The organism is Pseudomonas sp. PDM20, assembly GCF_014852575.3.
In the GTDB taxonomy this organism is placed as follows: Bacteria; Pseudomonadota; Gammaproteobacteria; order Pseudomonadales; family Pseudomonadaceae; genus Pseudomonas.
Window position 1 is genome coordinate 1,083,301 of record NZ_CM181224.1, and the last position, 23,138, is coordinate 1,106,438.

The window sequence follows — 23,138 nt, forward strand, 5'->3', positions numbered from 1 at the left end:
AAAGGAGCCGGCATGAAACGTCTGCTTGGCGCGCTGGGCTTGCTGCTCGCCGCCGCCACGGGAGCTGCGCACGCGGCCGACGTGATTCGCATCGGCGGCAAGCCGTTCACCGAACAGCGCATCCTCACCGCCATCACCGCGCAGTACCTGCAGAGCAAGGGCTATGAGGTGAAGGTCACCAACGGCCTGGGCAGCACCCTGGCGCGCAGTGCCCAGCAGAGCGGCCAGCTGGACCTGGTCTGGGAGTACACCGGCTCGTCGCTGATCGTCTACAACAAGATCAAGGACAAGCTGGATGCCCAGCAGTCGCTGGCCAAGGTCCGTGAGCTGGACGGCAAGAAGGGGCTGGTCTGGCCCAAGCCCGCACCGTTCAACAACACCTATGCCCTGGCCATGCCTGAGGAGCAGGCCGAGCAACTCGGCGTGCGCACCCTCAGCGACCTGGCGCGGGTGATGAAGGAGCAGGGCGCGAAGAAGACCCACCTGTTCGCCATGGACCCGGAATTCGCCGGGCGCCCCGACGGCCTCGGGCCGATGAGCGAGCTGTACGGCTTGCACTTCACCCGCGACGACGTGCGGCAGATGGATGCCGGACTGGTCTACACCGCGCTGAAGAATCGCCAGGTGTTCGTCGGCCTCGTCTACACCACCGACGGCCGCCTGAAGGACTTCAAGCTGCGCGTGCTGGAAGACGACAAGCACTTCTTCCCTTTCTACAACGCCGCCCCGGTGCTGCGCGCCGATGCGCTGCAGAAGCACCCAGAGCTGAAGACCCTGTTCGAGCCCATCTCCGACCTGCTCGACGACAAGACCATGCAGGCGCTCAACGCCCAGGTCGATATCGAACAGGAGCCGCCGCAGCGCGTAGCGCAGAAGTTCCTGCGCGAGCACGGCCTGCTGGGCGACAAGGCCAAGCCTGTCGAGGAACAACCCGCACAGGAGGAAAACTGACATGGACTTCATGACCGTGATCTCCCGCCTGGACTGGACCCAGGTCGGGCAACTGACGCTGCAGCACCTGATGCTGGTGTCCATCGCCGTGGGCCTGGCGATCATCGTCGGCGTGCCGCTGGGCGTGCTGATGACGCGCTTCCGCTGGCTCGCGGGCCCGCTGCAGGGCGCCGCCACCGTGGTGCTGACCATTCCGTCCATTGCGCTGTTCGGCCTGATGCTGCCGCTCTACTCGAAGATCGGCCAGGGCCTCGGCCCGCTGCCGGCGATCACTGCGGTGTTCCTCTATTCGCTGCTGCCGATCCTGCGCAACACCTACCTCGCGCTGACCAATGTCGAACCCGGCATCCGCGAAGCCGGCAAGGGCATCGGCATGACTTTCTGGCAGCGCCTGCGGATGGTCGACATCCCCATCGCCGTGCCGGTGATCCTCGCTGGCGTGCGCACCGCCGTGGTGATGAACATCGGCGTGATGACCATCGCCGCGGTGATCGGTGCCGGTGGCCTGGGCGTCCTCATCCTCAATTCCATCAGCCAATCCAACATGCCCATGCTGGTGGTCGGCGCCGTGCTGGTGAGCCTCTTGGCCATCGCCGCCGACCTGCTGCTGCAATGGTTGCAGCGTGCGCTCACCCCGAAGGGCCTGCGCCCGCAGACAGGAGACTGAACATGATCGAACTCGACCAACTGACCAAGACCTTCACCCTCAAGGACGGCAAGGAATTCCGTGCTGTGGACAAGGTCAGCCTGACTGTGGAGAAGGGCGAGATCTGCGTGTTCCTCGGCCCCTCCGGCTGTGGCAAGACCACCACGCTGAAGATGATCAACCGGATCATCCAGCCCACCTCCGGGCGCGTGCTGATCGACGGCCAGGACACCGCCGAACTGGACGAGGTGACCCTGCGCCGGCAGATCGGCTACGTGATCCAGCAGATCGGCCTGTTCCCCAACATGACCATCGAGGAAAACATCATGGTCGTGCCGCGCCTGCTCGGCTGGGACAAGCAGAAGTGCAAGGAGAAGGCGCGCGAGCTGATGGCCATGGTCAAGCTCGAGCCCAAGCAGTACCTCTCGCGCTACCCGCGTGAACTGTCCGGCGGGCAGCAACAGCGTATCGGCGTGATCCGCGCGCTGGCGGCCGACGCGCCGCTGCTGCTGATGGACGAGCCGTTCGGTGCGGTGGACCCGATCAACCGCGAGTCGATCCAGAACGAGTTCTTCGAGTTGCAGCGCAAGCTGGGCATGACCGTGATCATGGTCAGCCACGACATCGACGAGGCGATCAAGCTGGGCGACAAGGTGGCGGTGTTCAAGAGCGGCCGCCTGCTCCAGTACGATCACCCGGACACCCTGCTGGCGCACCCGGCGGACGAGTTCGTCAGCGCCTTCACCGGCCAGGACAGTACCCTCAAGCGCCTGCTGCTGGTGCGTGCCGAGGATGCCGCCGACAGCAGCATCGTCACCGCCAACCCGCAGACCAGCGTCGCCGAAGCGCTGGAGAAGATGGAGGAAGACGACCGCCGCTACCTGGTGGTGGTCGACGCCAGCGGCAAGGGGCTGGGCTATGTGCGCCGCAAGGACATGCGCCGCAAGGAAGGCGAGTGCAGCGACTTCCTCAACGAGTTCCGCGTGACCGCCAGCCACGACGAGCACCTGCGCATCCTGTTGTCGCGCATGTACGAGTTCAACAGCTCGTGGCTGCCGGTGCTGGATGCCGAGGGGCAGTTCCTCGGCGAGGTGACGCAGGAGTCGATCGCCGATTACCTGAGCTCGGGTCGCTCGCGTGGACGCAAGACCAACATCGTGTCGCCGGCGGAGGTGGCTCAGGCTTCGTGATCTGACCCGGTAGGAGCGAGCTGGCTCGCTCCTACAAAAACTGCTCCATTGCGCTCGCAAACTCTCCTCTGCACCACCCATCCCGAAACGCTGAACTACCCCCTCTGTCACCGGTCGTTAACTCAGTAGGACGATGATGCAGAAACGCGTCGAAAGCCCCGTTCTGTGCGGTATTCCGTGCATTTTGTTGAGTATCCGAAACAGTCAACCGGCAGTGCGACAAAGGGATGCGAAAAAGCGGCAATTCAGGGTTGAACTCAGGGACTTCAGGTCCTAAAGTTCGCGCCCGAACGTCCATGCTGGAAACGATCCATCCGGCTCAAGTACTGACGACGAGAGGCACCGGCTCCATTGACCGGTACCGGTGATACTCGGCGACATGCCTTGGGAAGTAGGCGAACCAAAGTGGGGAAACGGATTCGACGTTCAGCTTCACCCCTACGAATAACCTGTTCTGCCATTTGGAGTCCCAACCATGTCCATCAAGGTCGAGGATTACTTCGCCCCCGAAACCTTCCAGCGTATGAAGGCGTTTGCCGACAAGCAGGAAACCCCCTTCGTCGTCATCGACAAGCAGACCATTGCCGATGCCTACGACCAGCTGACCGGCTGCTTCCCGTTCGCCAAGATCTATTACGCGGTGAAGGCCAACCCGGCCACCGAGATCACCGAGTTGCTGCGCGACAAGGGTTCGAACTTCGACATCGCCTCCATCTACGAGCTGGACAAGGTGATGAAGACCGGCGTGCGCGCCGAGCAGATCAGCTACGGCAACACCATCAAGAAAGCCCGCGACATTCGCTACTTCTTTGATAAGGGCGTGCGCCTGTTCGCCACCGACTCCGAAGCCGACCTGCGCAACATCGCCAAGGCCGCGCCGGGCTCCAAGGTATACGTGCGTATCCTCACCGAAGGCTCCACCTCGGCCGACTGGCCGCTGTCGCGCAAGTTCGGCTGCCAGTCGGACATGGCCATGGACCTGCTGGTACTGGCCCGCGACCTGGGCCTGGTGCCCTACGGCGTGTCCTTCCACGTCGGTTCGCAGCAGCGCGACATTGGTGTGTGGGACGCGGCGATTGCCAAGGTGAAGGTCATCTTCGAGCGCCTGAAGGAAGAAGACGGCATCGAGCTGAAGCTGATCAACATGGGCGGCGGCTTCCCGGCCAACTACATCGCCAAGACCAACAGCCTGGAAACCTACGCGGAAGAAATCATCCGTTTCCTCAAGGAAGACTTCGGCGACGAGCTGCCGGAAATCATCCTCGAGCCGGGCCGCTCGCTGATCGCCAACGCCGGCATCCTGGTCAGTGAAGTCGTGCTGGTGGCGCGCAAGTCGCGTACCGCCGTCGAGCGCTGGGTGTTCACCGACGTGGGCAAGTTCTCCGGCCTGATCGAAACCATGGACGAGTCCATCAAGTTCCCGATCCATGTGGAGAAAGCGGGCGAGCTGGAAGAAGTGGTGATCGCCGGTCCGACCTGCGACAGCGCGGACATCATGTACGAGCACTACAAGTACGGCCTGCCCCTGAACCTGGCTGCTGGCGACCGCCTGTACTGGCTGTCCACCGGCGCCTACACCACCAGCTACAGTGCGGTGGAATTCAACGGCTTCCCGCCGCTGAAGGCCTTCTACCTGTAAGCCATGCTGCACTGAAAAAGCCCCGCTGATGCGGGGCTTTTTCTTTTCTGGCGGCGTGGACGGGCGATGGACTGAATCCGCTGTGCACTGTTGTCGGAGCGAGCCATGTCCGCGATCGCGCCCATCGGGCGCTCCTGTAGGTTGAATCCATGGGTGGGGCCGAATGAAAAACGCCCCGCAGGGGCGGGGCGTTTCATCGCATCGCGGGAGACTCAACCCTCCTTGGGTTGCGTCTGCACCGGAGCCTGGGCCGTGGCGGGAGCCTCGGCGTCCTTGGCGATTTCCTGTTCCGGCGCGGCCTTGTCCTGCGGCAGCTTGTCGAACTCGTGCAGACCGTCCTTCTTGTACGGGTCGCCGATCCAGCGCGGGGCGGCGGCGAACTGCTCGTTCACCAGGCTCTTGGCCGGTTCGTAACGGTCGTAGCTCAGGCCGGCGAGGTCCGACAGGGTGTGGATCAGGTGCGAGCTGCTGTAGGAGCGGTTGGCCACTGCCTGCAGGTCGCGCGGGTGTTCGGCCTGCCAGCTCGGCGAGGTCCAGACCATGAACGGAATGGTGTACATCGGCCGGGTCGGGTCCATCTCGTTGCGGCCTAGACGGTCGTGGTTGCCCGAACTGTAGACTTCCTCGCCGTGGTCGGAGAGGTAAAGCATGAAGCCGTTGGCGTTGGCCGCCGAATAGCGCTTGATCAGGCTCGACACCACGAAGTCGTTGTAGCGCACCGCGTTGTCGTAGAAGTTGTAGGTCTCCACCTGGTCATCCGACAGCGCCGAGGGGGCGCCCTGGCGGTCCTTGAAGTAGGCGAATTCTTCGGGATAGCGGTAGCGGTAGTCCATGTGCGTGCCCAGCAGGTGGACCACGATGAACTTCTTCTGCGCCGGGTCCTTCAGGGCCTTCTCGAACGGGTCCAGCACCACGCCGTCGTACTGGCTGGCGTTCTGGTTGCGCTGGTTGTTCAGGTACGCCTGCTCGTCCGTCTGCTGGGAGAAGGTGGTGAGCATGGTGTTGCGCTTGGTCATCGTCTGCTGGTTGGTGATCCAGAAGGTCTTGTAGCCTGCCTGTTTCATCAGGTTGATCAGCGACGGATCGGTGAGGAACCTGTCCGGGTTCTGCTCATCGCCGAAGGTGAGGATCTGCTGCATCACCTCGATGGTGTAGGGGCGCGGCGCGACCACATTCTGGAACACGGTCAGGCCCTGGCCGCTGGCGGCGAGGGCGTCGAGGTTCGGCGTGGTGTCGCGGCCGTAGCCGTACAGGTGCATGTGCTGGCGGGTGGTGGATTCGCCCAGCACCAGGACCAGGGTGCGCGGCTCGTTGCCGCTGCTGTCCTTGAGGTTCTGCAGGGGCGGCAGCGAGGCGTTCTGTTGCAGCAGCTTCTGCATGTTGTCCAGCTGCTGGCGGTACTGGACGTAGCCGACCACCAACTGCCACGGTACCGCCGGCTCCATGCGCGACTGCACCTTCTCCACCGCCTGGGCGAAGGTGCGCTCCTGGGTGACCATCTGCTTGTAGAAGGGGTAGAACAGGTTCAGCACGACCAGCAGCACGGCCAGCGGCACACGGGCATAGGCCGGCATGCTGATCGGGCGGATGCGCTTCCACAGCACCACGGCGACCACGCTGTAGGCCAGCAGCGCCAGGCACAGCCAGAGGCTGAAGTACTGGCTGAAGTACTCGCCGGCTTCGGCGGTGTTCGACTCGAACATCACGAAGATGACGCTCTGCGAGAACTCCTGCTTGTAGATGCCGAAGTAGCTCAGGCCCACCAGCGAGGCGCCCCAGAGCACCAGGCCGATGACGGCGGCGATGCCCCTGGTGAAGCGCGGTAGCAGCAGCGGCGGTGCGAGCCACAGGCTGCTGAGGAAGAACGCGTCACGGAAGCCGGCAAAGCCGGTGGTGCCGCTGAACAGGATCAGCGCCTGGGTAACGCCGGAGAAGTACCAGAAGAACAGCAGGAGCCAGCCCAGGGCGGCCCAGTCCACGCGTTTGCGCGCTGCGGGGGATGTGGTGTTCGACACTTGCGCCTCGTCGTTACGTGGCGGCTGCCGAACACTCCGGCAGCCAGGGTAGCCGGCGAAGCTAGCAAAGCGGGCGTGAAAATTACGTCAAGGGGCGTCAGGCGACGCCCATCTGCTCGGCGAGGTGACGCAGGTCCGACTCGTCACCCAGTTCGGCGGCGCGCTGGAAGTAAGCCAGGGTCAGCTCGCGCAGGCTCGGCGGCATGGAGGCCGCCAGCTGCTGGCGGGCCACGCGCAGGAAGTTGAGGTTGCCGCCTTCCAGTGCGCGCTCCAGCCAGATGCGCGCGGCGGGCAGGTCGCCGCGTTCGGCGAGCACCGAGGCGTGGCTGAACTGGCCACGGAAGTCACCGGCCTCGGCCGACCGACGGTACCACTGGTGTGCCGCGTCCAGGTCGCGCGCTACCACCAGGCCTTCTTCGTGGAAGCGCCCGACCAGGTTCATCGACTTGGCGTGACCCAGGGCCGCCGCGCCCTGGTACAGCGCCAGTGCGCGGGCGTCGTCGCGTTCCACGCCGCGGCCGGTGGAGAGCAGGTTGGCGAGGTTGTACATCGCCCAGTCGAGCTTCTGCTGCGCGGCGATGGCGTAATGGCGGGCGGCGCCGGCCTCGTCCTTCGCGCAGCCCCAGCCGTGCTCCAGGCAGCGCCCGAGCATGTTGCGCGCCATGGCGTGGCCACGCTCGGCGGCGATGCCGAACCAGGTCAGGGCAAGGCTGACGTCCTGCTCGATGCCGTGGCCGTCGAGGAGAATCTGCCCGAGCAATGCCTGGGCTTCGAGGTCTCCCTCGCGGGCGCCGGTCACGATCAGGCGGGCGGTCTGTCGCGGGTCATCGGCAAGCTGGCCGGTGAGGTCTTCGACGTTGATTTCTTCGGTGCGACGCAGGACGAAACTCATGGCGGGTCAGACGTCCACCCAGCGGCGCAGCAGGTTGTGGTAGGTGCCGGTCAGCTCGATCAGCGCCGGATGGTCCGGCACGTCGCGGGTCAGCGCCTGGATCGACTGGTCCATCTGGAACAGCAGGGCGCGCTGGCTGTCCTCGCGCACCAGGCTCTGGGTCCAGAAGAACGAGGCGATGCGTGCGCCACGGGTCACCGGGTTGACCTTGTGCAGGCTGGTGGCGGGGTAGAGCACCAGGTCGCCAGCCGGCAGCTTCACCTGCTGGGTGCCGTAGGTGTCCTGGATCACCAGTTCGCCGCCGTCGTAGTCCTCCGGGTCGCTGAAGAACAGCGTCGAAGACACGTCGGTGCGCACCCGCTCGCGGCCGCCCTGGGTGTCGCGCACGGCGTTGTCGATGTGGAAGTCGAACGAGCCGCCGCCGGTGTAGCAGTTGAACAGCGGCGGGAACACCTTGCTCGGCAACGCGGCCGACTGGAACAGCGGGTTGCTCCACAGGCGCTGCAGCATGGCTTCGCCGATCTCGCGGGCCAGCGGGTGGTCCTGCGGCAGTTGCAGGTTGTGCTTGGCGCGGGACGACTGATAACCGGCGGTGACCTTGCCGTCGGCCCATTCGGCCTGTTCCAGGGCGGCGCGGATGCGCGTCACCTCATCGCGGGTGAAGACGCCGGGAATGTGCAGCAGCATGGGCCGGTTCCATCAGTTTCGATAATTTGCCAATGATAATGATTTGCAACATATCGGTACAACCGGCATACCCCTACTTCCGACAGGGAGAAAGTGTAAAAGTTGTAAATCATGTGCGTATGGTAATGAATGTGAATTGATACAAATTCTCAGTTGCAATAAATTGCGCGGCCTTCATGAACCCCTGGGGAGGGAGTTTCGATGTCGCGTCAATCCACCGAGTTCGCCGGCAGCAAGCCGCGCCTTCTAGTCAGCGCTGTCGGCGTGGCGATCACCGCCATGTCCGGCGCTCAACTGGCCCATGCTGACGAAGCGCCGAAGAAGTCCGGCCAGGACGTGCTGTCCCTGGACGCCGACACTGTCGTCGGCACCCAGCAGCAGGACCCGACCACCTACAACGTGGAGAAGTCCTCCAACGAGAAGTACACCGCGCCGCTGCTGGATACGCCCAAGACCGTCACCGTGATCCCGCAGCAGGTGATCAAGGATACCGGCGCGCTGACCCTGCAGGATGCGCTGCGCACCACGCCCGGCATCACCTTCGGGGCGGGTGAGGGTGGCAACCCGGCGGGTGATCGCCCGTTCATCCGCGGCTTCAACGCCGAAAGCGACACCTTCCTCGACGGCATGCGCGACGTCGCCTCGCAGACCCGCGAAATCTTCAACATCGAGCAGATCGAAGTGAGCAAGGGCCCGGGTTCCGCCTACACCGGCGCCGGCTCCACCGGTGGCAGCCTGAACCTGATCAGCAAGACCGCCAAGCAGGCCGACTTCAACGACGCCAGCGTCGTGCTGGGCACCGACCAGACCCGCCGCACCACCCTCGACGTCAACCACATGCTGGGCGACAACGCGGCCTTCCGCCTGAACCTGATGAAGCACGATGCCAATGTCGCCGGCCGCGACGAGGTGAATGTCAGCCGCTGGGGCGTCGCGCCGACCATCACCTTCGGCTTCAACACGCCGACCCGTGCGACGCTGTCCTACTACCACCTGTCCACCGACGACATGCCCGACTACGGCATCCCGCTGACCCTCACCGGGCGCAGCGAGCGCAACCCGAGCAAGCCGGTGTCCGTGGACAAGAGCAACTTCTACGGCCTGAACGACCGCGACTATCGCAAGAGCACCACCGATACCGGGACCTTCCGGATCGAGCACGACCTGAACGACAACCTGACCCTGTCCAACAGCTTCCGCCTGGTGCGCACCACCCTCGACTACATCGTCACCAACCCCGACGACAGTCGCGGCAACGTCGCCAACGGCCTGGTCTATCGCTCCTCGAAGAACCGCAACTCCACCTCCAAGGGCTGGGTCAACCAGACTGACCTGAAGTCCATCTTCGACACCGGCTTCGTCGGCCATACCCTGGTGACCGGTATGGAGTTCAGCTACGAGGACGTGCACAACCGCCCGTACGTGATCACTCCGGGCGGCGGCAGTGGCAACATCTGCACGCCATCGCTGATCGCCAGCGGCGACTGCACCAGCCTGAACAAGCCGACCCCGGGCGACCACTGGACCGGCAGCATCACCGACAGCGCCGCCTTTACCGACACCGACACCAAGACCGCCTCGGCCTACGTGTTCGATACCCTCAAGCTCAGCGGGCAGTGGGACCTCAACCTCGGCCTGCGCTACGACGACTTCGAGACCCGCTCCAGCGGTTATTCCACCGGGGGCCGCGGCTCGCCCGCCGGCGATTTCGACCGCCAGAACAACTCCCACTTCTGGAACTACCAGCTCGGTGTGGTCTACAAACCGGCGCCCAACGGCAGCGTCTACGCCGCCTGGTCCACCTCCAGCAACCCTAGCGGCGAGACTGCCGGTGAAGGCGGTGGCGACCTGGCCCTGGCCAACACCAACCTCGATCCGGAACGCAACCGCAACTACGAGATCGGCACCAAGTGGGCGTTCTTCGACGAAGCGCTGTCGCTCAATGCAGCGATCTTCCGCACCGACAAGACCAACGCCCGTGTTGCCTCGCCGGATGACTCCACCGTGCAGGTGCTCGATGGCGAGCAGCGTGTGCAGGGCGTCGAGCTGGGCTTCAGCGGCGCGCTGACGCCCAAGTGGAAAGTCTTCGGCGGCTACACCTACCTGGACAGCGAGATCCTCAAGTCCAGCGTGGCCAGCGACGAAGGCAACCGCATGCCACAGACCGCACAGAACAACTTCACCCTCTGGTCGACCTACGACGTGCTGCAGAACTTCACCGTGGGCGGCGGCGCCACCTACGTCGACGAGCAGTACGGCAACACCGCCAACAGCACCATGATTCCGTCCTACTGGCGCTACGACGCCATGGCCAAGTACGTGATCAGCAAGAACGTCGACCTGCAGCTCAACGTGCAGAACCTGACCGACAAGCGCTACTTCGACCAGGTCTTCAGCACCCACATGGCCCACGTGGCCCCTGGTCGCACCGCGCTGCTGGGTGTCAACGTCCACTTCTGAGAACGAGCTCCTTCCGTTGGGGCGCGCACCTCTGGCGCCCCGCCCCGGCCGATGCTCCTCGGCCGGGGCTTTTCTTTGTCCGGGGCTGGCGCCCGTACGGCGAAGGTAAGGCCAGGGTAAAGATTGTTAAATCGGCTGCGCTTGCGAGCCATTCTCATTAAAATGCCCGCCCTGCGTGATGGGTGTCCGAAGGTGAAGTCGCGGTGTTGAAGAAAGTCCTTTTCCAGTTGCATTGGCTGTTCGGTATCAGCGCAGGGCTTGTGCTGGCACTGATGGGCATCACCGGAGCGATGCTGTCGTTCCAGGATGAAATCCTGCGCGCCATCAACCCCCAGAGCCTGGTGGTGGAAAAGCGCGCCGAAGCCGTGCTGCCGATGGACGAACTGATCCGCCGGGTGGAGAGCGCCGAGCCGGGCAAGAAGGTTTCCTTCCTCTGGCTGAAGACCGAAGGCGTGGAGTCCGCGCGCATCTTCTTCAGCCCGCCACCGGGCCAGCGCCGGGGCGAATCGCTCTATGTCGACCCGTACACCGCGCAAGCTCTGCCCGCGCCAGTGGGCGAGGGCGCCTTCATGTTCATCATGCAGCTGCACCGTTTCCTCGCCGCCGGCGAAGTCGGCCAGCGGATCACGGCCGCCTGCACCCTGATCCTGATCTTCTTCTGCCTCTCCGGCCTGTACCTGCGCTGGCCGCGCAAGGCGCTGAACTGGCGCACCTGGCTGACCTTCGACTGGCGCAAGAAGGGTCGCGCTTTCAACTGGGACCTGCACGCCGTCGCCGGCACCTGGTGCCTGGTGTTTTACCTCCTGGCCTCGCTGACCGGCCTGTACTGGTCCTACGAGTGGTACCGCAACGGCCTGTTCAAGCTGCTCGACGACGCCCCTGCCGGCCAGGCCAAGGGCGGCCAGCGCGGCGGCAAACGTGGCCCGGCGCCCGAGGGCCCGCCGCCGGTGGTGGATGCCACGGCCATCTGGAACACCGTCGCGCAGACCGGCGGCCCCAACATGACTGCCTACAACCTGCGCCTGCCGCCGGTGAAGGGCCAGCCGGCCACCGTGTTCTATCTCCTCGATGATGCCGCCCACGAACGCGCCTTCAACGAGATGACCATCGACCCGGCCAGCGGCAAGCTGCTCAAGCACCGCCGCTACAACGACAGCAGCGCCGGCAAGCAACTGCTCACCAGCGTCTACGCCCTGCACGTGGGCAGCTACTTCGGCCTTACCGGGCGCATCCTGATGATGCTCGCGAGCCTCGCCATGCCGCTGTTCTTCATCACCGGCTGGCTGCTCTACCTCGACCGCCGCCGCAAGAAGCGCGCCGCGCAGGCCGCCCGTGGCGAATTGGGCAGCAACGCCGCTGGCGCCGACTCCTGGCTGGTGGGCTATGCCAGCCAGAGCGGCTTCGCCGAGCAGCTGGCGTGGCAGAGCGCCGGCCAGTTGCAGGCCGCCGGTTTGCCGGTGCGTGTCGAGCCGCTGGGCAAGCTGGATCGCGCGCAGCTGGAGCAGACCCGCAACGCGCTGTTCGTGGTCAGCACCTTTGGCGAAGGCGAGGCGCCGGACAGCGCCCGTGGCTTCGAACGCCAACTGCTGGGCCAGACCCTCGGCCTCAATGACCTGCGCTTCGCCATCCTGGCCCTGGGCGACCGCCAGTACGAACACTTCTGCGGCTTCGCCCGACGCATGCAGGGCTGGCTGCAAGGGCAGGGCGCGCGCCCGCTGTTCGACGGCGTGGAAGTGGACAATGGTGATGCCGCTGCGCTGCACAACTGGCAGGTCCGTCTGGCCGAACTCTCCGGCGCCGCGCCGCAAGTGGCGTTCACTGCACCAGCTTTCGAGGTCTGGACGCTGAGTGGTCGCGGACACCTCAACCCCGGCAGCCAGGGCGATTCCACCTGGCTGCTGCGCCTCACCGCGCCGAACGACTCGCAGATCGACTGGGCTGCCGGCGACCTCGTGGAAATCGTTCCGCGCCAACCGGACTTCCTCGTCGCCCGCTGGCTCGAGCGCCTCGGCCTCGATGGTGCTGCCAAGGTGCGAGTGGATGGCCTGGCCCTGCCGCTGAAGGACGCCCTGGCCGGCTGCCTGCTGCCGGGCAACCTCGAGCACCTGGTCGGCCAGCATGGCCAGGCGGTTTACGACGCGCTGATCAAGCTCTCGGTGCGCCAGTACTCCATCGCCTCGTTGCGCAGCGCAGGCGCCCTGGAGCTGATCGTCCGCCAGGAACAGCACGCCGACGGCTCGCTGGGCATCTGTTCCGGCTGGCTGACCGAGTACCTGCCCGAGGGCGGCAGCCTGCTGCTGCGCCTGCGGCGCAACCGCAGCTTCCACCTGACCGAGGAGGATCGCCCGCTGATCCTGATCGGCAACGGCACCGGTATCGCCGGCCTGCGCGCACTGCTGCAGGCGAGCGTGGCAGAGGGCCGGTCGCGTAACTGGTTGCTGTTCGGCGAGCGCAACATCGCCCACGACTTCTACTGCCGCGAGGAACTGGAAGGCCTGCTGGCGCGCGGCGAACTGCAACGCCTGGATGTCGCCTTCTCCCGCGACCAGGCCGAAAAGCTCTACGTGCAGGACCGCCTGCGTGCCAGCGGCGAAGTCCTCGCCCAGTGGCTCGACGACGGCGCGGCGATCTACGTCTGCGGCAGCCTGCAGGGCATGGCCGAAGGCGTCGACCGCGCCCTGCGCGAGATGCTGGGGGACGCCGAGGTCGAGGCGCTGCTGGAGAGTGGGCGCTACCGCCGCGATGTCTATTGATCCTGCGTCAGGGGGAGCCCACCGCGCTGGCCTGAACCTGTAGGAGCGGGCCATGCCCGCGACCTGCCGGCACCGCCGGCGTTGGCGTTCCGCACCGCCGTCGCCGGTACCTGCGGATTTCGCGGCCAGCGATGCACCTGCAAACGGATCGGTCCACGATGTCTTGAACGGTCCGCAAACAAAAAGGCCCCCGCGAATGCGGAGGCCTTTTTGATTTCAGGCGCGGCTCATATCCATAAGAACAGTGCCAGCACCGCCGCGAAGAAGCCCCACTTCTGCAGGTAGTACAGCTTGCGGTTGCGCTTCTTCAGCGCCTTGCCATGCAGGCGGATCTTGTACAGCGAGGCGAAGGCGCGGTTGATGCCGCCGGTCTTGTCGCCCGCGTCGTTGGGCGAAGCCGCTGCTGCCATCACGTTGCGGCTGAACCAGCGGTTGAACGCCGTCACCCAGCCGTATTTCAGCGGCCGCTCGATATCGCAGAAGAGGATCACCCGGTCGTGATCCGTGGTGTTCTCGGCGTAGTGGATATAGGTCTCGTCGAACACCACCGCCTCGCCGTCGCGCCAGTGGTAGCGCTCGCCGTCCACCTCGATGAAGCAGCCCGGGTCATTCGGCGTCAGCAGGCCCAGGTGGTAGCGCAGCGAACCGGCATAGGGGTCGCGGTGGCGCACCAGGCGCGAGCCCGGCGGCAGCTCGGCAAACATCGCTGCCTTCACCGACGGAATCTGCCGCAGTAGCTCGGTGGTCTTCGGGCACAGCGCGTCGGCGGACGGGTGGCTGTCGTCGTACCACTTCAGGTAGAAGCGCTTCCAGCCGGTCTTGAAGAAGGAGTTGAAACCCACGTCGTTGAGCTGGTCGGAACGCTTGATGCTGCCGGCGTCGCGCAGGTGCAGGGCTTCGCTGCGGATGGCTTCCCAGTTGTCGGCAAGCAGGCGCATCTCGGGGAATTCGTCGGTCGCCAGGTACGGCTGGCTCGGCACCCGTGAGAACAGGTACATCAGGCAGTTGATCGGCGCCAGGAAGCTGGAGTGGTCGCTCAACTGGCGCGTGAATTTGTGGCGCACCCGCCCACGCAGGTGGACATAAACGATGCTCAGGCCGAAGGCGGCCAGGATGGCGGCTTTGATCATTCGGGGGGAGATTTCCACGGGTCTAGAGGCGGGATGGTACTCCTCCTGAGCGTGACTGAGTATTCTCCGAAGGCCAAAGGCCTGCAGGTGCTTTAACCTGTGGGAAATCTGGAAGGACGGCGATAGCGATGATCGAGCCCACCCCGCGTATCCTGCTCAACTGCGATATGGGCGAAAGCTTCGGCGCCTGGCGAATGGGCGACGATACCCACGCCATGCCTCTGATCGATCAGGCCAACCTCGCCTGTGGCTACCACGCGGGCGATCCGCTGACCATGCAGCGCACCGTTCGACTGGCGGTGGAGCAGGGCGTCAGCATCGGCGCGCACCCCGCCTACCCGGACCTGGCTGGCTTCGGTCGCCGGCACATGAGCTGTTCGCCCGCAGACGTCCACGCCCTGGTGCTGTACCAGATCGGCGCGCTGGACGCCTTCTGCCGCGCCGCCGGCACCCAGGTGGCCTACGTGAAGCCCCACGGCGCGCTGTACAACGACCTGGTGCGCGACGATGCGCTTCTTGCGGCGGTGCTCGACGCGTGTGCCGCCTACCGCAAGCGCCTGCCGCTGATGGTGCTGGCCCTGGCCGACAACCGCCGCGAGCTGCAACTGGCTGACGCCGCCGACGTGCCGCTGATGTTCGAAGCCTTTGCCGACCGCGCCTACCTGCCCGATGGTCAGCTTGCCCCGCGCCGGCTGCCCAACGCCGTGCACCACGAGCCGCAGCGCATCCTCGACCAGGCCCTGGCCATTGCCCGTGGCGAGCCATTCCCGGATATCGACGGCAATCCGCTGCGCCTGCGCGCCGACAGCCTCTGCGTGCATGGTGATAACCCCGAATCCCTGGCGGTGCTGCGGCGCCTGCGTGGCCTGCTGGACCAGGCATGATCCGTGTCGAAGCCTTCGGCGCCACGGCGCTGCTGATCACCCTCGCGGAACAGCCCGACGATGCGCTGCCGCTGCGCATCGCCCGACTGGCCGAGCGCCTGCGTACCGAGCTGGGCGCGGCACTGACGGATTGTGTGCCGGGCTGGACCACGCTGTTGCTGCACTACGACCTGTTGCGCACTGACCTCCCGCAATTGCAAAGCCGCGTGCAGGCCGCGCTGGCGGACTGGCCCGGCGATGCCCTGGCGAACGACGGCGGGCGCCTGCATGAAATTGCCGTGTGGTATGCCGGTGAGGACCTCGCCGAAGTCGCTCGTCTCTGCGGGCTCATTCCGGCGCAGGTGATCGATCTGCACGCCGGCCGCGATTATCGCGTCGGCGCCATCGGCTTCGCCCCCGGTTTCGCCTACCTCGGCGAGCTCGACCAACGCCTCGCCCTAGCGCGCCGGGCCACGCCGCGCACCCACGTGCCCGCCGGTAGCCTGGCAATCGCCGAGCGGCAGACGGCGGTTTATCCACAGGCCTCGCCTGGTGGTTGGCACCTGCTCGGGCGCACCGCGCAACGCCTGTTCGATCCGCATCGGCAGCCGCCTTGCCCGCTGGCGGTGGGCGATTGCGTGCGCTTTGTGCCCATCGATGAGGCGGCTTATCGCGCGGCTGGTGGCGAGCCGTGAGCCTGAAAATCATGGCTTGCGGCCTGCTCTGCCTGCTGCAGGACGGCGGCCGACGGGGCTGGCAGCACCTGGGCGTATCGCCCGGTGGCCCTGTGGACAAGCACGCGGCGGCCTGGGCCAATCGCCTGCTCGACAACGGGCCGGGCGTGCCGTTGCTGGAAATCGCGCTGGGCGGAGTGGAGCTGGAAGTGCAGGCTGACACCTGGCTGGCACTGGCGGGCGCCGAGTTGCCGGCGACGCTCGATGGTAAGCCGCTACCGGGCTGGTCGCGCTTTCGCGTGAGGGCCGGGCAGCGCCTGAAGCTGGGCTTCGCCCGTACCGGGCAGCGGGGGTATCTCGCCGCTGCCGGAGGTTTCTCGGCGCAGCCGATACTGGGTAGCGTCGCGACCCAGATGCGGGAAAAACTCGGCGGTCTTGCCGGCAATGGCCAGCCGCTCGCCGCCGACGATCTGCTGGAATGTGCCGCCTACGGCGAGCATTTCACTCGCGGTGCCAGCGTGCCCTGGCCTTATCGGCCGGACTACCGCGAGGCCCCGACACTGCGCGTACTGCCCGGCCCGGATCCTTTCAGCGAGGACCAGCGCCAGGCCTTCTTCGAACAGCGCTGGCAGGTCAGCCCGCAGTCCGATCGCATGGGCGTGCGACTGCGCGGCGAAGCGCTGAACGCGCCTCGCCGGCAATGGTCGTTGGGGGTAGTGGAAGGCGCCATCCAGGTGCCGCCGGACGGCCAGCCGATCGTCCTGCTGGCCGACCGCCAGAGCATGGGTGGCTACCCGCTGCTGGGCGTGCTGCACCCGCTGGACATCGGCCGCCTGGCGCAATGCCCGGCGCACAGCGAAGTGCGTTTCACCCCGGTGAGCGTGGAACGTGCGCAGGCGGACCTGCGCACGTTCCTGCGCTTCTTCTGCGGCTGACATCAGCCCTCGAAGCGTTCACCGCGAAACACCCGGCGCGGATTGCCGCGTTCCAGATGGTGATGCACCAGCCGGCGTTCGGCGCGCAGCTCGCTGCTTGCCTGCTCCGCGCTTTCCTCCAGCTTGCGGGCGATCAGCAGCAGCGCCAGGCGCTTGTTGGCGTGCTGGCTGCGCTCAGTCTGGACCTTGACGCTCAGGCCGCTGGCGACGTGGGTGGCGCGCACTGCCGAGTCGGTGGTGTTGACGTGCTGCCCGCCGGGGCCGGAGGAGCGCAAGGTTTCGAAGCGTACTTCACCTTCGAGGCTGGCCGGTGGCGCACTGAAGCGCGCGCCGCCGAAGTACCAGTTCTTGCGCCCGTGATTGGGCCGGTAAGGGCTGGCGCAGACCCATTGCAGGGTGCCGCTCCAGTCCTCGGCCAGGGTTGCCGCCGAGTCACCGTCCAGCGCCAGCAGCACCGAGAGCAGGGTGCCTCGGCGCGGGCCGGCTTCTTCCTCGATCACGCGCACCTCGACACCGTTGGCCTCGGCCTCGCGCAGCAGGCGCTGCAGGGCCTTGGCCACGGCCAGTGCGCATTCGTCGGGCCCCTGGGCCGCGGAAAGTTGCAGCAGGATCATCAGCAGCACTCCCCGCGGGTCTTGTAGGTCAGCACCGGCTTCAGTCGCGCCAGTACCCGCAGCAGCCCTGCTTCACGCAGCGCACCGACCACCGAGTCGATGGCCTTGTAGGCCTCCGGCGCTTCCTCGTAGATCAGCCCGCGATCGCCGCAGATCACCCGGCTGCCCAGCGCAGTACGGGCCAGCTGCTCGACGCGGTAGCGCGCCGAGAGACGGTCCTTGCACTCGCTGCGCATCCACTTGCGCCCCGCGCCGTGGGCGAGGGAGAAGAGGCTGCGCGGATCGGCGACCGGTTCCACCAGGTAGCTGTAGTCGCCGCGCGAACCGGGGATGACCATCACCCCGCGATCCGCCGGCGTCGCGCCCTTGCGGTGCAGCCAGCCGTCGACGCCTTCGACCTGCGCCGGGCTGACGAGGTTGTGGTTCACGTCCAGCACCTGCGAACCGTCCGCCCGCAGGCGGTCGAGCATGCGCCGGGCGATCAGTTGGCGGTTGGCTTCGGCGAAACGCAGCGCGCCATCGTGGCGGGCCAGGTAGTGCGCGCAGGCGTCGGTGCCTTGTTCCAGGCCCTGGTGGCTGAAGCGATCGACCTGCTCGCGCAGGATGGCTTCGCCCAGGCCGCGCGAGCCGCTGTGCACCAGCAGGAGCAGGTGACGGCGGTCGAGGCCGAGGGCTTCGACGGCGACTTGGTCGTAGAGCTGATCGAGCTGCTGCAGCTCGGCGAAGTGGTTGCCGCCGCCGATGGTGCCCAGCGAATGCTCGTGGCCGCAGGGCGGCAGGCCGAAGCTTGCGACGCGCTCGCTCCAGTCATCGTCCAGCGGGCCGTCGAGGTTGCCCAGGCGCTTTTCCAGCTTGTCCAGGTTCAGTTTGGCGGTGGCGATATCGGTGCGCCACAGCGCCATGCCGCAGCCGATGTCGTTGCCCACCAGCGCCGGGTACAGGCGGCCGGTGGTGAAGAACGCCGCGCCGATCGGGTAGCCACGACCGGGGTGCAGGTCCGGCATGCCGGCGACACGCTGCATGCCCGGCAGGCGGGCGGTGGTTTCAAGTTGCTGGATCGCTTTACCTTCGATCCAGGTGTCGTCCGCGGCGATCAGGGTGATGCCGTCGGACAGATTTTGGATGCAATTGCCCATTGTCCAATCCCATGAGGAATGAAACGAAAAAAGAGGATGGGGGCAGGCCGGAGCCGGGCAATGCGGTGCCGCCAAAAGGGGCGGCGGGGAAGCGATTACGCCAGACGCGACCTGCAAAGGGTGATCAGTATTTGCATGATGTCTCTCCTTTGCTGTCGGTGGATGGGAAGGCTGCGAATGATAGGCGCACAGCCGGCCGTGCGCAATCTTCGCTATTTCGGCAGGTGCCGCAGCGGCAGGGGCGCCGACTCCTTCACCGTCTGGATGGCGAAGTTGCTGCGGATGTCGCTGACGCCCGGCAGCTTGAGCAGGGTACCGGTGAGGAACTGCTCATAGGCGCGCAGGTCGGGCAGCACCACTTGCAGGAGGAAGTCCGACTCGCCGCTGACCAGGTGCACCGAGATGACTTCCGGCAGGTCGATCACGGCCTGGCGGAACGCGGCGGCGCTGGTGTCGCTGTGGCGCTCCACCTTCACTCCGACGAACACGGTCAGCCCGAGGCCGACTTCGTCGCGGCCCAGTTCGGCGTGGTAGCCACGGATCATCCCGGCTTCCTCCAGCAGGCGCACCCGGCGCAGGCAGGGGGAGGGCGACAGACCGATCTCCTCGGCGAGCTGCACGTTGGTCAGCCGGCCATCGCGCTGCAGCGCGGCGAGGATGCGGTGGTCGTAGGCGTCCAGTTTAGGGTTTGGCATGAGTGGCTACTGTTTAAGCTTGAGACTGGCAGAGTATGCCAATTGTTAGCGTCAGACTGGCTGAATACGCAAGCACCTGCCTCGGCCTTCAGGCATAGAATCCCTATCCGCAATGACTTCTTCGGAGTGGCTCTTGTGGATATCGGCGTCTTCCTGCTGGCCCTGGCGATGGTCTACCTGCTGCCGGGGCCGGACATGATTCTCCTGCTGCACACCGGTGCCCGCGACGGCTGCCGCGCGGCTCTGGCAACGGCCCTGGGGTTGGGCTTGGCCCGTGGCTGCCACGTCGCGCTGGCGGCGACCGGGCTGGCGCTGCTGTTCCGCACCGCGCCCTGGACCTTCGATGTCGTGCGCATCGGCGGCGGCCTCTACCTGGCGTGGATTGGCCTGCAACTGCTGCGCGCACCGCTGGGTTTGCCGGTAGCGACCGGCTCGGCTGGGTTATCCACAGTCAGCTACCGACGAGCATTTCGCCGGGGCCTGCTGACCAATCTGCTCAACCCCAAGGCGCTGCTGTTCTGTTCGGTGCTGCTGCCGCAGTTCATCCATCCGCAGAACGGCCCGCTGGCGCTGCAGTTCGCGCTGTTGGGCGGCGTGCTGGTGGTGGTCGGGCTGGGGTTCGACAGCTTCTACGCCGTCAGTGGCGAGCGCATGGGGCGCTGGCTGGCGCGGCACCGGACGATGCAGCGTGTTCAGCAGTGGGGCTTCGGCGGCATCCTGCTGGGCTTCGGCGTGCGCCTGGCGCTGATCCGAGATTTGTAGGAAAGCGACATGCGCGCTCATGCAGGTCTGCTCCGTCGCCTCATGGGAAGTTGGAGCAACTGTCTTCTTTCCGGCAAGTTTGTGCCAACGTTCCCCCTCACCCCAGCCCTCTCCCGGAGGGAGAGGGAGCAGATTGTGCCAGCTGACGCGGTAGTTTCATCTTGCACCGAACGGTCCCCTCTCCCTCTGAGCGGGGCGCGCAGCCAGGGTTAGGGTGAGGGCAGGCCCGAGCGCTGGAGTATCACTGTAGGAACGGACGTGACAGTGCGAGGTCGCAGGCGTGGTTTGTTTGTCAGAGGTCTTCCGGCTGGATTTTCCACAGCCGCGCCACCGAGGGCTTCTGCGGATTGCGCGCGACCACCAGCAGGCCCAGGTCCTTGCCGCGCAACTCGCGCAGCAGTTGCGCGCCCATGCGCTGTTGCAGGCTCTCGGCAAGATGCCCGAGGGCGATGGCTGCCGCTGTCGGGTGCGTGGCGACCGGCACGTAGCTGCCGTCGTCCATGTCCAGCACCACATGCTTTTCGCCGGGCTCCGGCGTAGGGAGGTGCAGGCTGGTCTTGAGCAATTGCGCCATGGCTTCGTCGCGCTGGGCGGCCGTCAGTTGTCCCGGTGGCAGTGCGCGTTCCAGGGCGAAGAATTCGTCCTTGGGCTCGACCTTCGGTTTGGCCTCGGCCGGCGGCTGGGTGGGGGCCGCGGCACGAACCGACGCGGGCAGTGGCTTTGGCGCTGGCGGGGGCGGCGCACTGAAATCCAGCTCCTCCTGATCGAGACCGTCCCAGTCGATTTCGTCGAGTTCGACGTCCTCCGCTGGCGCTTTCTTCTTCGCCGCTGGCTTCTTCCGCGACTTCACAGCCGCGCGCACGTCCATCCGTCGCTGACGCTTCCACTTGTGCAACTGGACGTTGGCGACGATGGCAGTGACGAGGATGAGCAGGAGGTAGAACAGCAGCATGGAGGATCTTGGCCCTGTGGATAACGGCCACGGCGTGCAGGCAGTGGCGGGGTGCCACCCTGGCGGGATTGTCTGGATCAGGCGATAGGCCTGTTCCGGCTGCGTCGTAGGACGCAGCTGTTTCCGAAAGAGGGGCCGGTCTATGACCGGCCCGTTTCGTATCAGTTCAGGAACTGCTCCGCATGGTGGCAGGCCACCTGGCGCTCATCGAGCAGGCGCAGTTCCGGCACCTCGGTCTTGCAGCGCTCGGTCGCATACGGGCAGCGCTTGTGGAAGGCGCAGCCGGTGGGCGGATTGAGTGGGTTGGGGAGTTCGCCCTGGATCTTGATCTTGGGCTTGTCCGGATCGGGGTGGATGGCCGGGGTCGCCGACAGCAGCGCCTGGGTGTAGGGGTGCAGCGGGCGCTCGTAGAGCTTGTCCGCCGGGCCCATTTCCGCCGGGCGGCCGAGGTACATAACCAGCACGTCGTCGGCCACGTGGCGGACCACGGCGAGGTTGTGGGAGATGAACACGTAGGCGGTGCCGAACTCCTGCTGCAGGTCCATGAACAGGTTGAGCACCTGGGCCTGGATCGACACGTCCAGCGCCGAGGTCGGTTCGTCCGCCACCAGCACCTTGGGCCGCAGCATCATGGCGCGGGCCAGGGCGATTCGCTGGCGCTGGCCGCCGGAGAACATGTGCGGGTAGCGCTGGTAGTGCTCGGGGCGCAGGCCGACCTGCTTCATCATCGCCTGCACGCGCTCGCGGCGTTCGGCGCGGGACAGGCTGGTGTTGATGACCAGCGGCTCGGCCAGCTGGTCGCCGATCTTCTGCCGCGGGTTGAGCGAGGCGTAGGGGTTCTGGAAGACCATCTGCACATCGCGGCGCAGTTGCTTGCGGGTGTCGTGGTCGGCGCCTTTCACCTCGTGGCCGGCGATCTGCAGGGAGCCGGAAGTGGGTTCCTCGATCAGGGTCAGCGCGCGGGCGAGGGTGGATTTGCCGCAGCCGGACTCGCCAACCACGGCGAGGGTCTTGCCGGCCTGCAGGTCGAAGGACACACCGTTCAGCGCGCGGACCAGGGCGTGCGGCTTGAACAGGCCCTGGGAGATTTCATAGTGACGGGTCAGGTCGCGGGCGGTCAGGACGGCGCTCATCGGGCCACCTCGGTGTTCAGGTTGAGCGGGTAGAAGCAGCGCACGGCGCCGCGCTCATGGGCTTCGAGGGCAGGGCGCACGCTGCGGCAGTTGTCCTGCACGTAGGGGCAGCGCGGCGACAGCAGGCAGCCCTGCGGGCGGTCGTACTTGCCGGGGACGATGCCGGGCAGGGTGGCCAGGCGTTCCTCGCCGGCGCTGTGCTCGGGGATCGCCTTGAGCAGCGCCTCGGTGTACGGGTGCGTCGGCAGGTCGAACAGCGCCGGCACCTCGCCGATCTCCACCGCCTGCCCCGCGTACATCACGCAGACGCGCTGGGCGGTCTCGGCGACCACGGCGAGGTCGTGGGTGATCAGGATCAGCGCCATCCCCTGGTCGCGCTGCAGGTTGAGCAGCAGCTCCATGATCTGCGCCTGGATGGTCACGTCCAGCGCGGTGGTGGGCTCGTCGGCGATCAGCAGCTTGGGCTCGCCGGCGATCGCCATGGCGATCGCGACGCGCTGGCTCATGCCGCCAGAGAGTTGGTGCGGGTAAGCGTCCAGGCGCTGCGCGGCGCCGGGGATCTCCACCCGTTCGAGCAGTTCCAGGGCGCGCTGGCGCAGCGCCTTGCCGCGCAGGCCGAGGTGCAGCTTGAGCACTTCCTCGATCTGGTAGCCGACGGTGAAGCTGGGGTTGAGGGCGGTCATCGGGTCCTGGAAGACCATGGCGATGTCCTTGCCGACGATGCGCCGCCGCTCGCGTCCCTTCAGGCGCAGCATGTCGGTGCCGTCGAATTGCATGGTGTCGGCGGTGATGATGCCGGGGGCGTCGATCAGGCCCATCAGGGCCATCATGGTCACCGATTTGCCGGAGCCGGATTCGCCGACGATGGCCAGGACTTCGCCCTTGTCCACCGAGAGGTCGAGGCCGTCCACCACCGGGACGGCGTTGCGGTCGCCGAAGCGGACCGAAAGATTGCGCAGGTCGAGGAGGCTCATACGGCGGTCTCCATCAGGCTTTTCTTGTTGTGATCGG

The 23,138-nt window shown here is 66.0% G+C and carries 20 protein-coding genes; 10 read left to right on the top strand and 10 right to left on the bottom strand.

All coding sequences use genetic code 11. The annotated features are described in order from the left end of the window. Nucleotides 1–12 precede the first annotated feature (12 nt). The 4 genes from IB261_RS05230 (at nt 13) to IB261_RS05245 (ending at nt 4,426) form a co-directional block, all read left to right on the top strand. Nucleotides 13–951 (top strand): glycine betaine ABC transporter substrate-binding protein, encoded by a 939-nt coding sequence (locus tag IB261_RS05230; RefSeq protein ID WP_081518155.1) that lies wholly within the window; start codon nt 13–15, stop codon nt 949–951. 1 nt (nt 952) lies between these two features. Continuing rightward, nucleotides 953–1,618, top strand: coding sequence for an ABC transporter permease (locus tag IB261_RS05235; RefSeq protein ID WP_081517409.1), 666 nt, complete (start codon nt 953–955; stop codon nt 1,616–1,618). Between the two features lie 2 nt (nt 1,619–1,620). Further along, nucleotides 1,621–2,787 carry an osmoprotectant ABC transporter ATP-binding protein OsmV gene (locus IB261_RS05240; RefSeq protein WP_192381608.1) on the top strand — a complete coding sequence of 389 codons (1,167 nt, stop codon included), beginning with the start codon at nt 1,621–1,623 and terminating at the stop codon, nt 2,785–2,787. A gap of 475 nt (nt 2,788–3,262) precedes the next feature. Beyond that, nucleotides 3,263–4,426, top strand: a complete 1,164-nt coding sequence (locus tag IB261_RS05245; RefSeq protein WP_192290098.1) for a type III PLP-dependent enzyme — start codon at nt 3,263–3,265, stop codon at nt 4,424–4,426. A gap of 212 nt (nt 4,427–4,638) precedes the next feature. Here IB261_RS05245 and IB261_RS05250 read toward each other — a convergent pair whose 3' ends face one another. The 3 genes from IB261_RS05250 to IB261_RS05260 form a co-directional block, all read right to left on the bottom strand. Next, nucleotides 4,639–6,441, bottom strand: a complete 1,803-nt coding sequence (locus IB261_RS05250; protein WP_081517411.1) for a phosphoethanolamine transferase CptA — start codon at nt 6,439–6,441, stop codon at nt 4,639–4,641. 97 nt (nt 6,442–6,538) lie between these two features. Continuing rightward, nucleotides 6,539–7,333, bottom strand: a complete 795-nt coding sequence (locus tag IB261_RS05255) for a tetratricopeptide repeat protein (protein ID WP_192224693.1) — start codon at nt 7,331–7,333, stop codon at nt 6,539–6,541. Nucleotides 7,334–7,339: 6 nt separating this feature from the next. After that, a complete protein-coding gene (locus tag IB261_RS05260; RefSeq protein WP_192224694.1) occupies nt 7,340–8,020 on the bottom strand; it encodes a Fe2+-dependent dioxygenase in 681 nt (226 codons plus the stop codon). A 201-nt stretch (nt 8,021–8,221) separates the two neighbouring features. On the opposite strand from IB261_RS05260, the gene IB261_RS05265 reads away from it, so the two are divergent. Further along, complete coding sequence (locus tag IB261_RS05265) at nt 8,222–10,480, top strand: TonB-dependent receptor (protein WP_192381609.1); 2,259 nt, start codon at nt 8,222–8,224, stop codon at nt 10,478–10,480. Between the two features lie 206 nt (nt 10,481–10,686). Continuing rightward, nucleotides 10,687–13,233 carry a sulfite reductase flavoprotein subunit alpha gene (locus tag IB261_RS05270; RefSeq protein WP_225605981.1) on the top strand — a complete coding sequence of 849 codons (2,547 nt, stop codon included), beginning with the start codon at nt 10,687–10,689 and terminating at the stop codon, nt 13,231–13,233. A gap of 227 nt (nt 13,234–13,460) precedes the next feature. Here IB261_RS05270 and lpxO read toward each other — a convergent pair whose 3' ends face one another. Next, on the bottom strand, nt 13,461–14,360 hold the full coding sequence (gene lpxO / locus IB261_RS05275) for a lipid A hydroxylase LpxO (protein WP_138212927.1): 900 nt from the start codon (nt 14,358–14,360) through the stop codon (nt 13,461–13,463). 131 nt (nt 14,361–14,491) lie between these two features. Here lpxO and IB261_RS05280 point away from each other — a divergent pair, with 131 nt between their 5' ends. Genes IB261_RS05280 through IB261_RS05290 form a run of 3 tightly spaced genes read left to right on the top strand, consistent with a single transcriptional unit; the run spans nt 14,492 to nt 16,835 of the window. After that, a complete protein-coding gene (locus IB261_RS05280; protein WP_192381611.1) occupies nt 14,492–15,247 on the top strand; it encodes a 5-oxoprolinase subunit PxpA in 756 nt (251 codons plus the stop codon). Beyond that, a complete protein-coding gene (gene pxpB / locus IB261_RS05285; protein WP_081517417.1) occupies nt 15,244–15,921 on the top strand; it encodes a 5-oxoprolinase subunit PxpB in 678 nt (225 codons plus the stop codon). The genes IB261_RS05280 and pxpB overlap by 4 nt, the downstream gene beginning before the upstream one ends. An 11-nt stretch (nt 15,922–15,932) precedes the next feature. Then, nucleotides 15,933–16,835, top strand: coding sequence for a 5-oxoprolinase subunit C family protein (locus IB261_RS05290; RefSeq protein ID WP_192382217.1), 903 nt, complete (start codon nt 15,933–15,935; stop codon nt 16,833–16,835). A 2-nt stretch (nt 16,836–16,837) separates the two neighbouring features. Here IB261_RS05290 and prfH read toward each other — a convergent pair whose 3' ends face one another. The 3 genes from prfH to IB261_RS05305 all read right to left on the bottom strand — a co-directional run bounded on the left by prfH (nt 16,838) and on the right by IB261_RS05305 (nt 19,280). Then, complete coding sequence (gene prfH / locus IB261_RS05295) at nt 16,838–17,449, bottom strand: peptide chain release factor H (protein ID WP_192381612.1); 612 nt, start codon at nt 17,447–17,449, stop codon at nt 16,838–16,840. Continuing rightward, on the bottom strand, nt 17,449–18,585 hold the full coding sequence (locus IB261_RS05300) for an RNA ligase RtcB family protein (protein ID WP_192381613.1): 1,137 nt from the start codon (nt 18,583–18,585) through the stop codon (nt 17,449–17,451). The genes prfH and IB261_RS05300 overlap by 1 nt, the downstream gene beginning before the upstream one ends. Before the next feature lie 212 nt (nt 18,586–18,797). Further along, complete coding sequence (locus IB261_RS05305) at nt 18,798–19,280, bottom strand: Lrp/AsnC family transcriptional regulator (RefSeq protein ID WP_045209541.1); 483 nt, start codon at nt 19,278–19,280, stop codon at nt 18,798–18,800. A 135-nt stretch (nt 19,281–19,415) separates the two neighbouring features. Here IB261_RS05305 and IB261_RS05310 point away from each other — a divergent pair, with 135 nt between their 5' ends. After that, complete coding sequence (locus IB261_RS05310) at nt 19,416–20,042, top strand: LysE family translocator (RefSeq protein WP_151189447.1); 627 nt, start codon at nt 19,416–19,418, stop codon at nt 20,040–20,042. Nucleotides 20,043–20,334: 292 nt separating this feature from the next. Here IB261_RS05310 and IB261_RS05315 read toward each other — a convergent pair whose 3' ends face one another. The 3 genes from IB261_RS05315 to IB261_RS05325 all read right to left on the bottom strand — a co-directional run bounded on the left by IB261_RS05315 (nt 20,335) and on the right by IB261_RS05325 (nt 23,101). Further along, a complete protein-coding gene (locus tag IB261_RS05315; RefSeq protein WP_192381614.1) occupies nt 20,335–20,994 on the bottom strand; it encodes a hypothetical protein in 660 nt (219 codons plus the stop codon). Nucleotides 20,995–21,155: 161 nt separating this feature from the next. Beyond that, entirely contained in the window at nt 21,156–22,127 is a 972-nt protein-coding gene (locus IB261_RS05320; RefSeq protein WP_151189449.1) for a peptide ABC transporter ATP-binding protein, read from the bottom strand. After that, entirely contained in the window at nt 22,124–23,101 is a 978-nt protein-coding gene (locus tag IB261_RS05325) for an ABC transporter ATP-binding protein (RefSeq protein ID WP_081517423.1), read from the bottom strand. Before IB261_RS05325 ends, IB261_RS05320 begins: the two co-directional genes overlap by 4 nt. Nucleotides 23,102–23,138 lie beyond the last annotated feature (37 nt).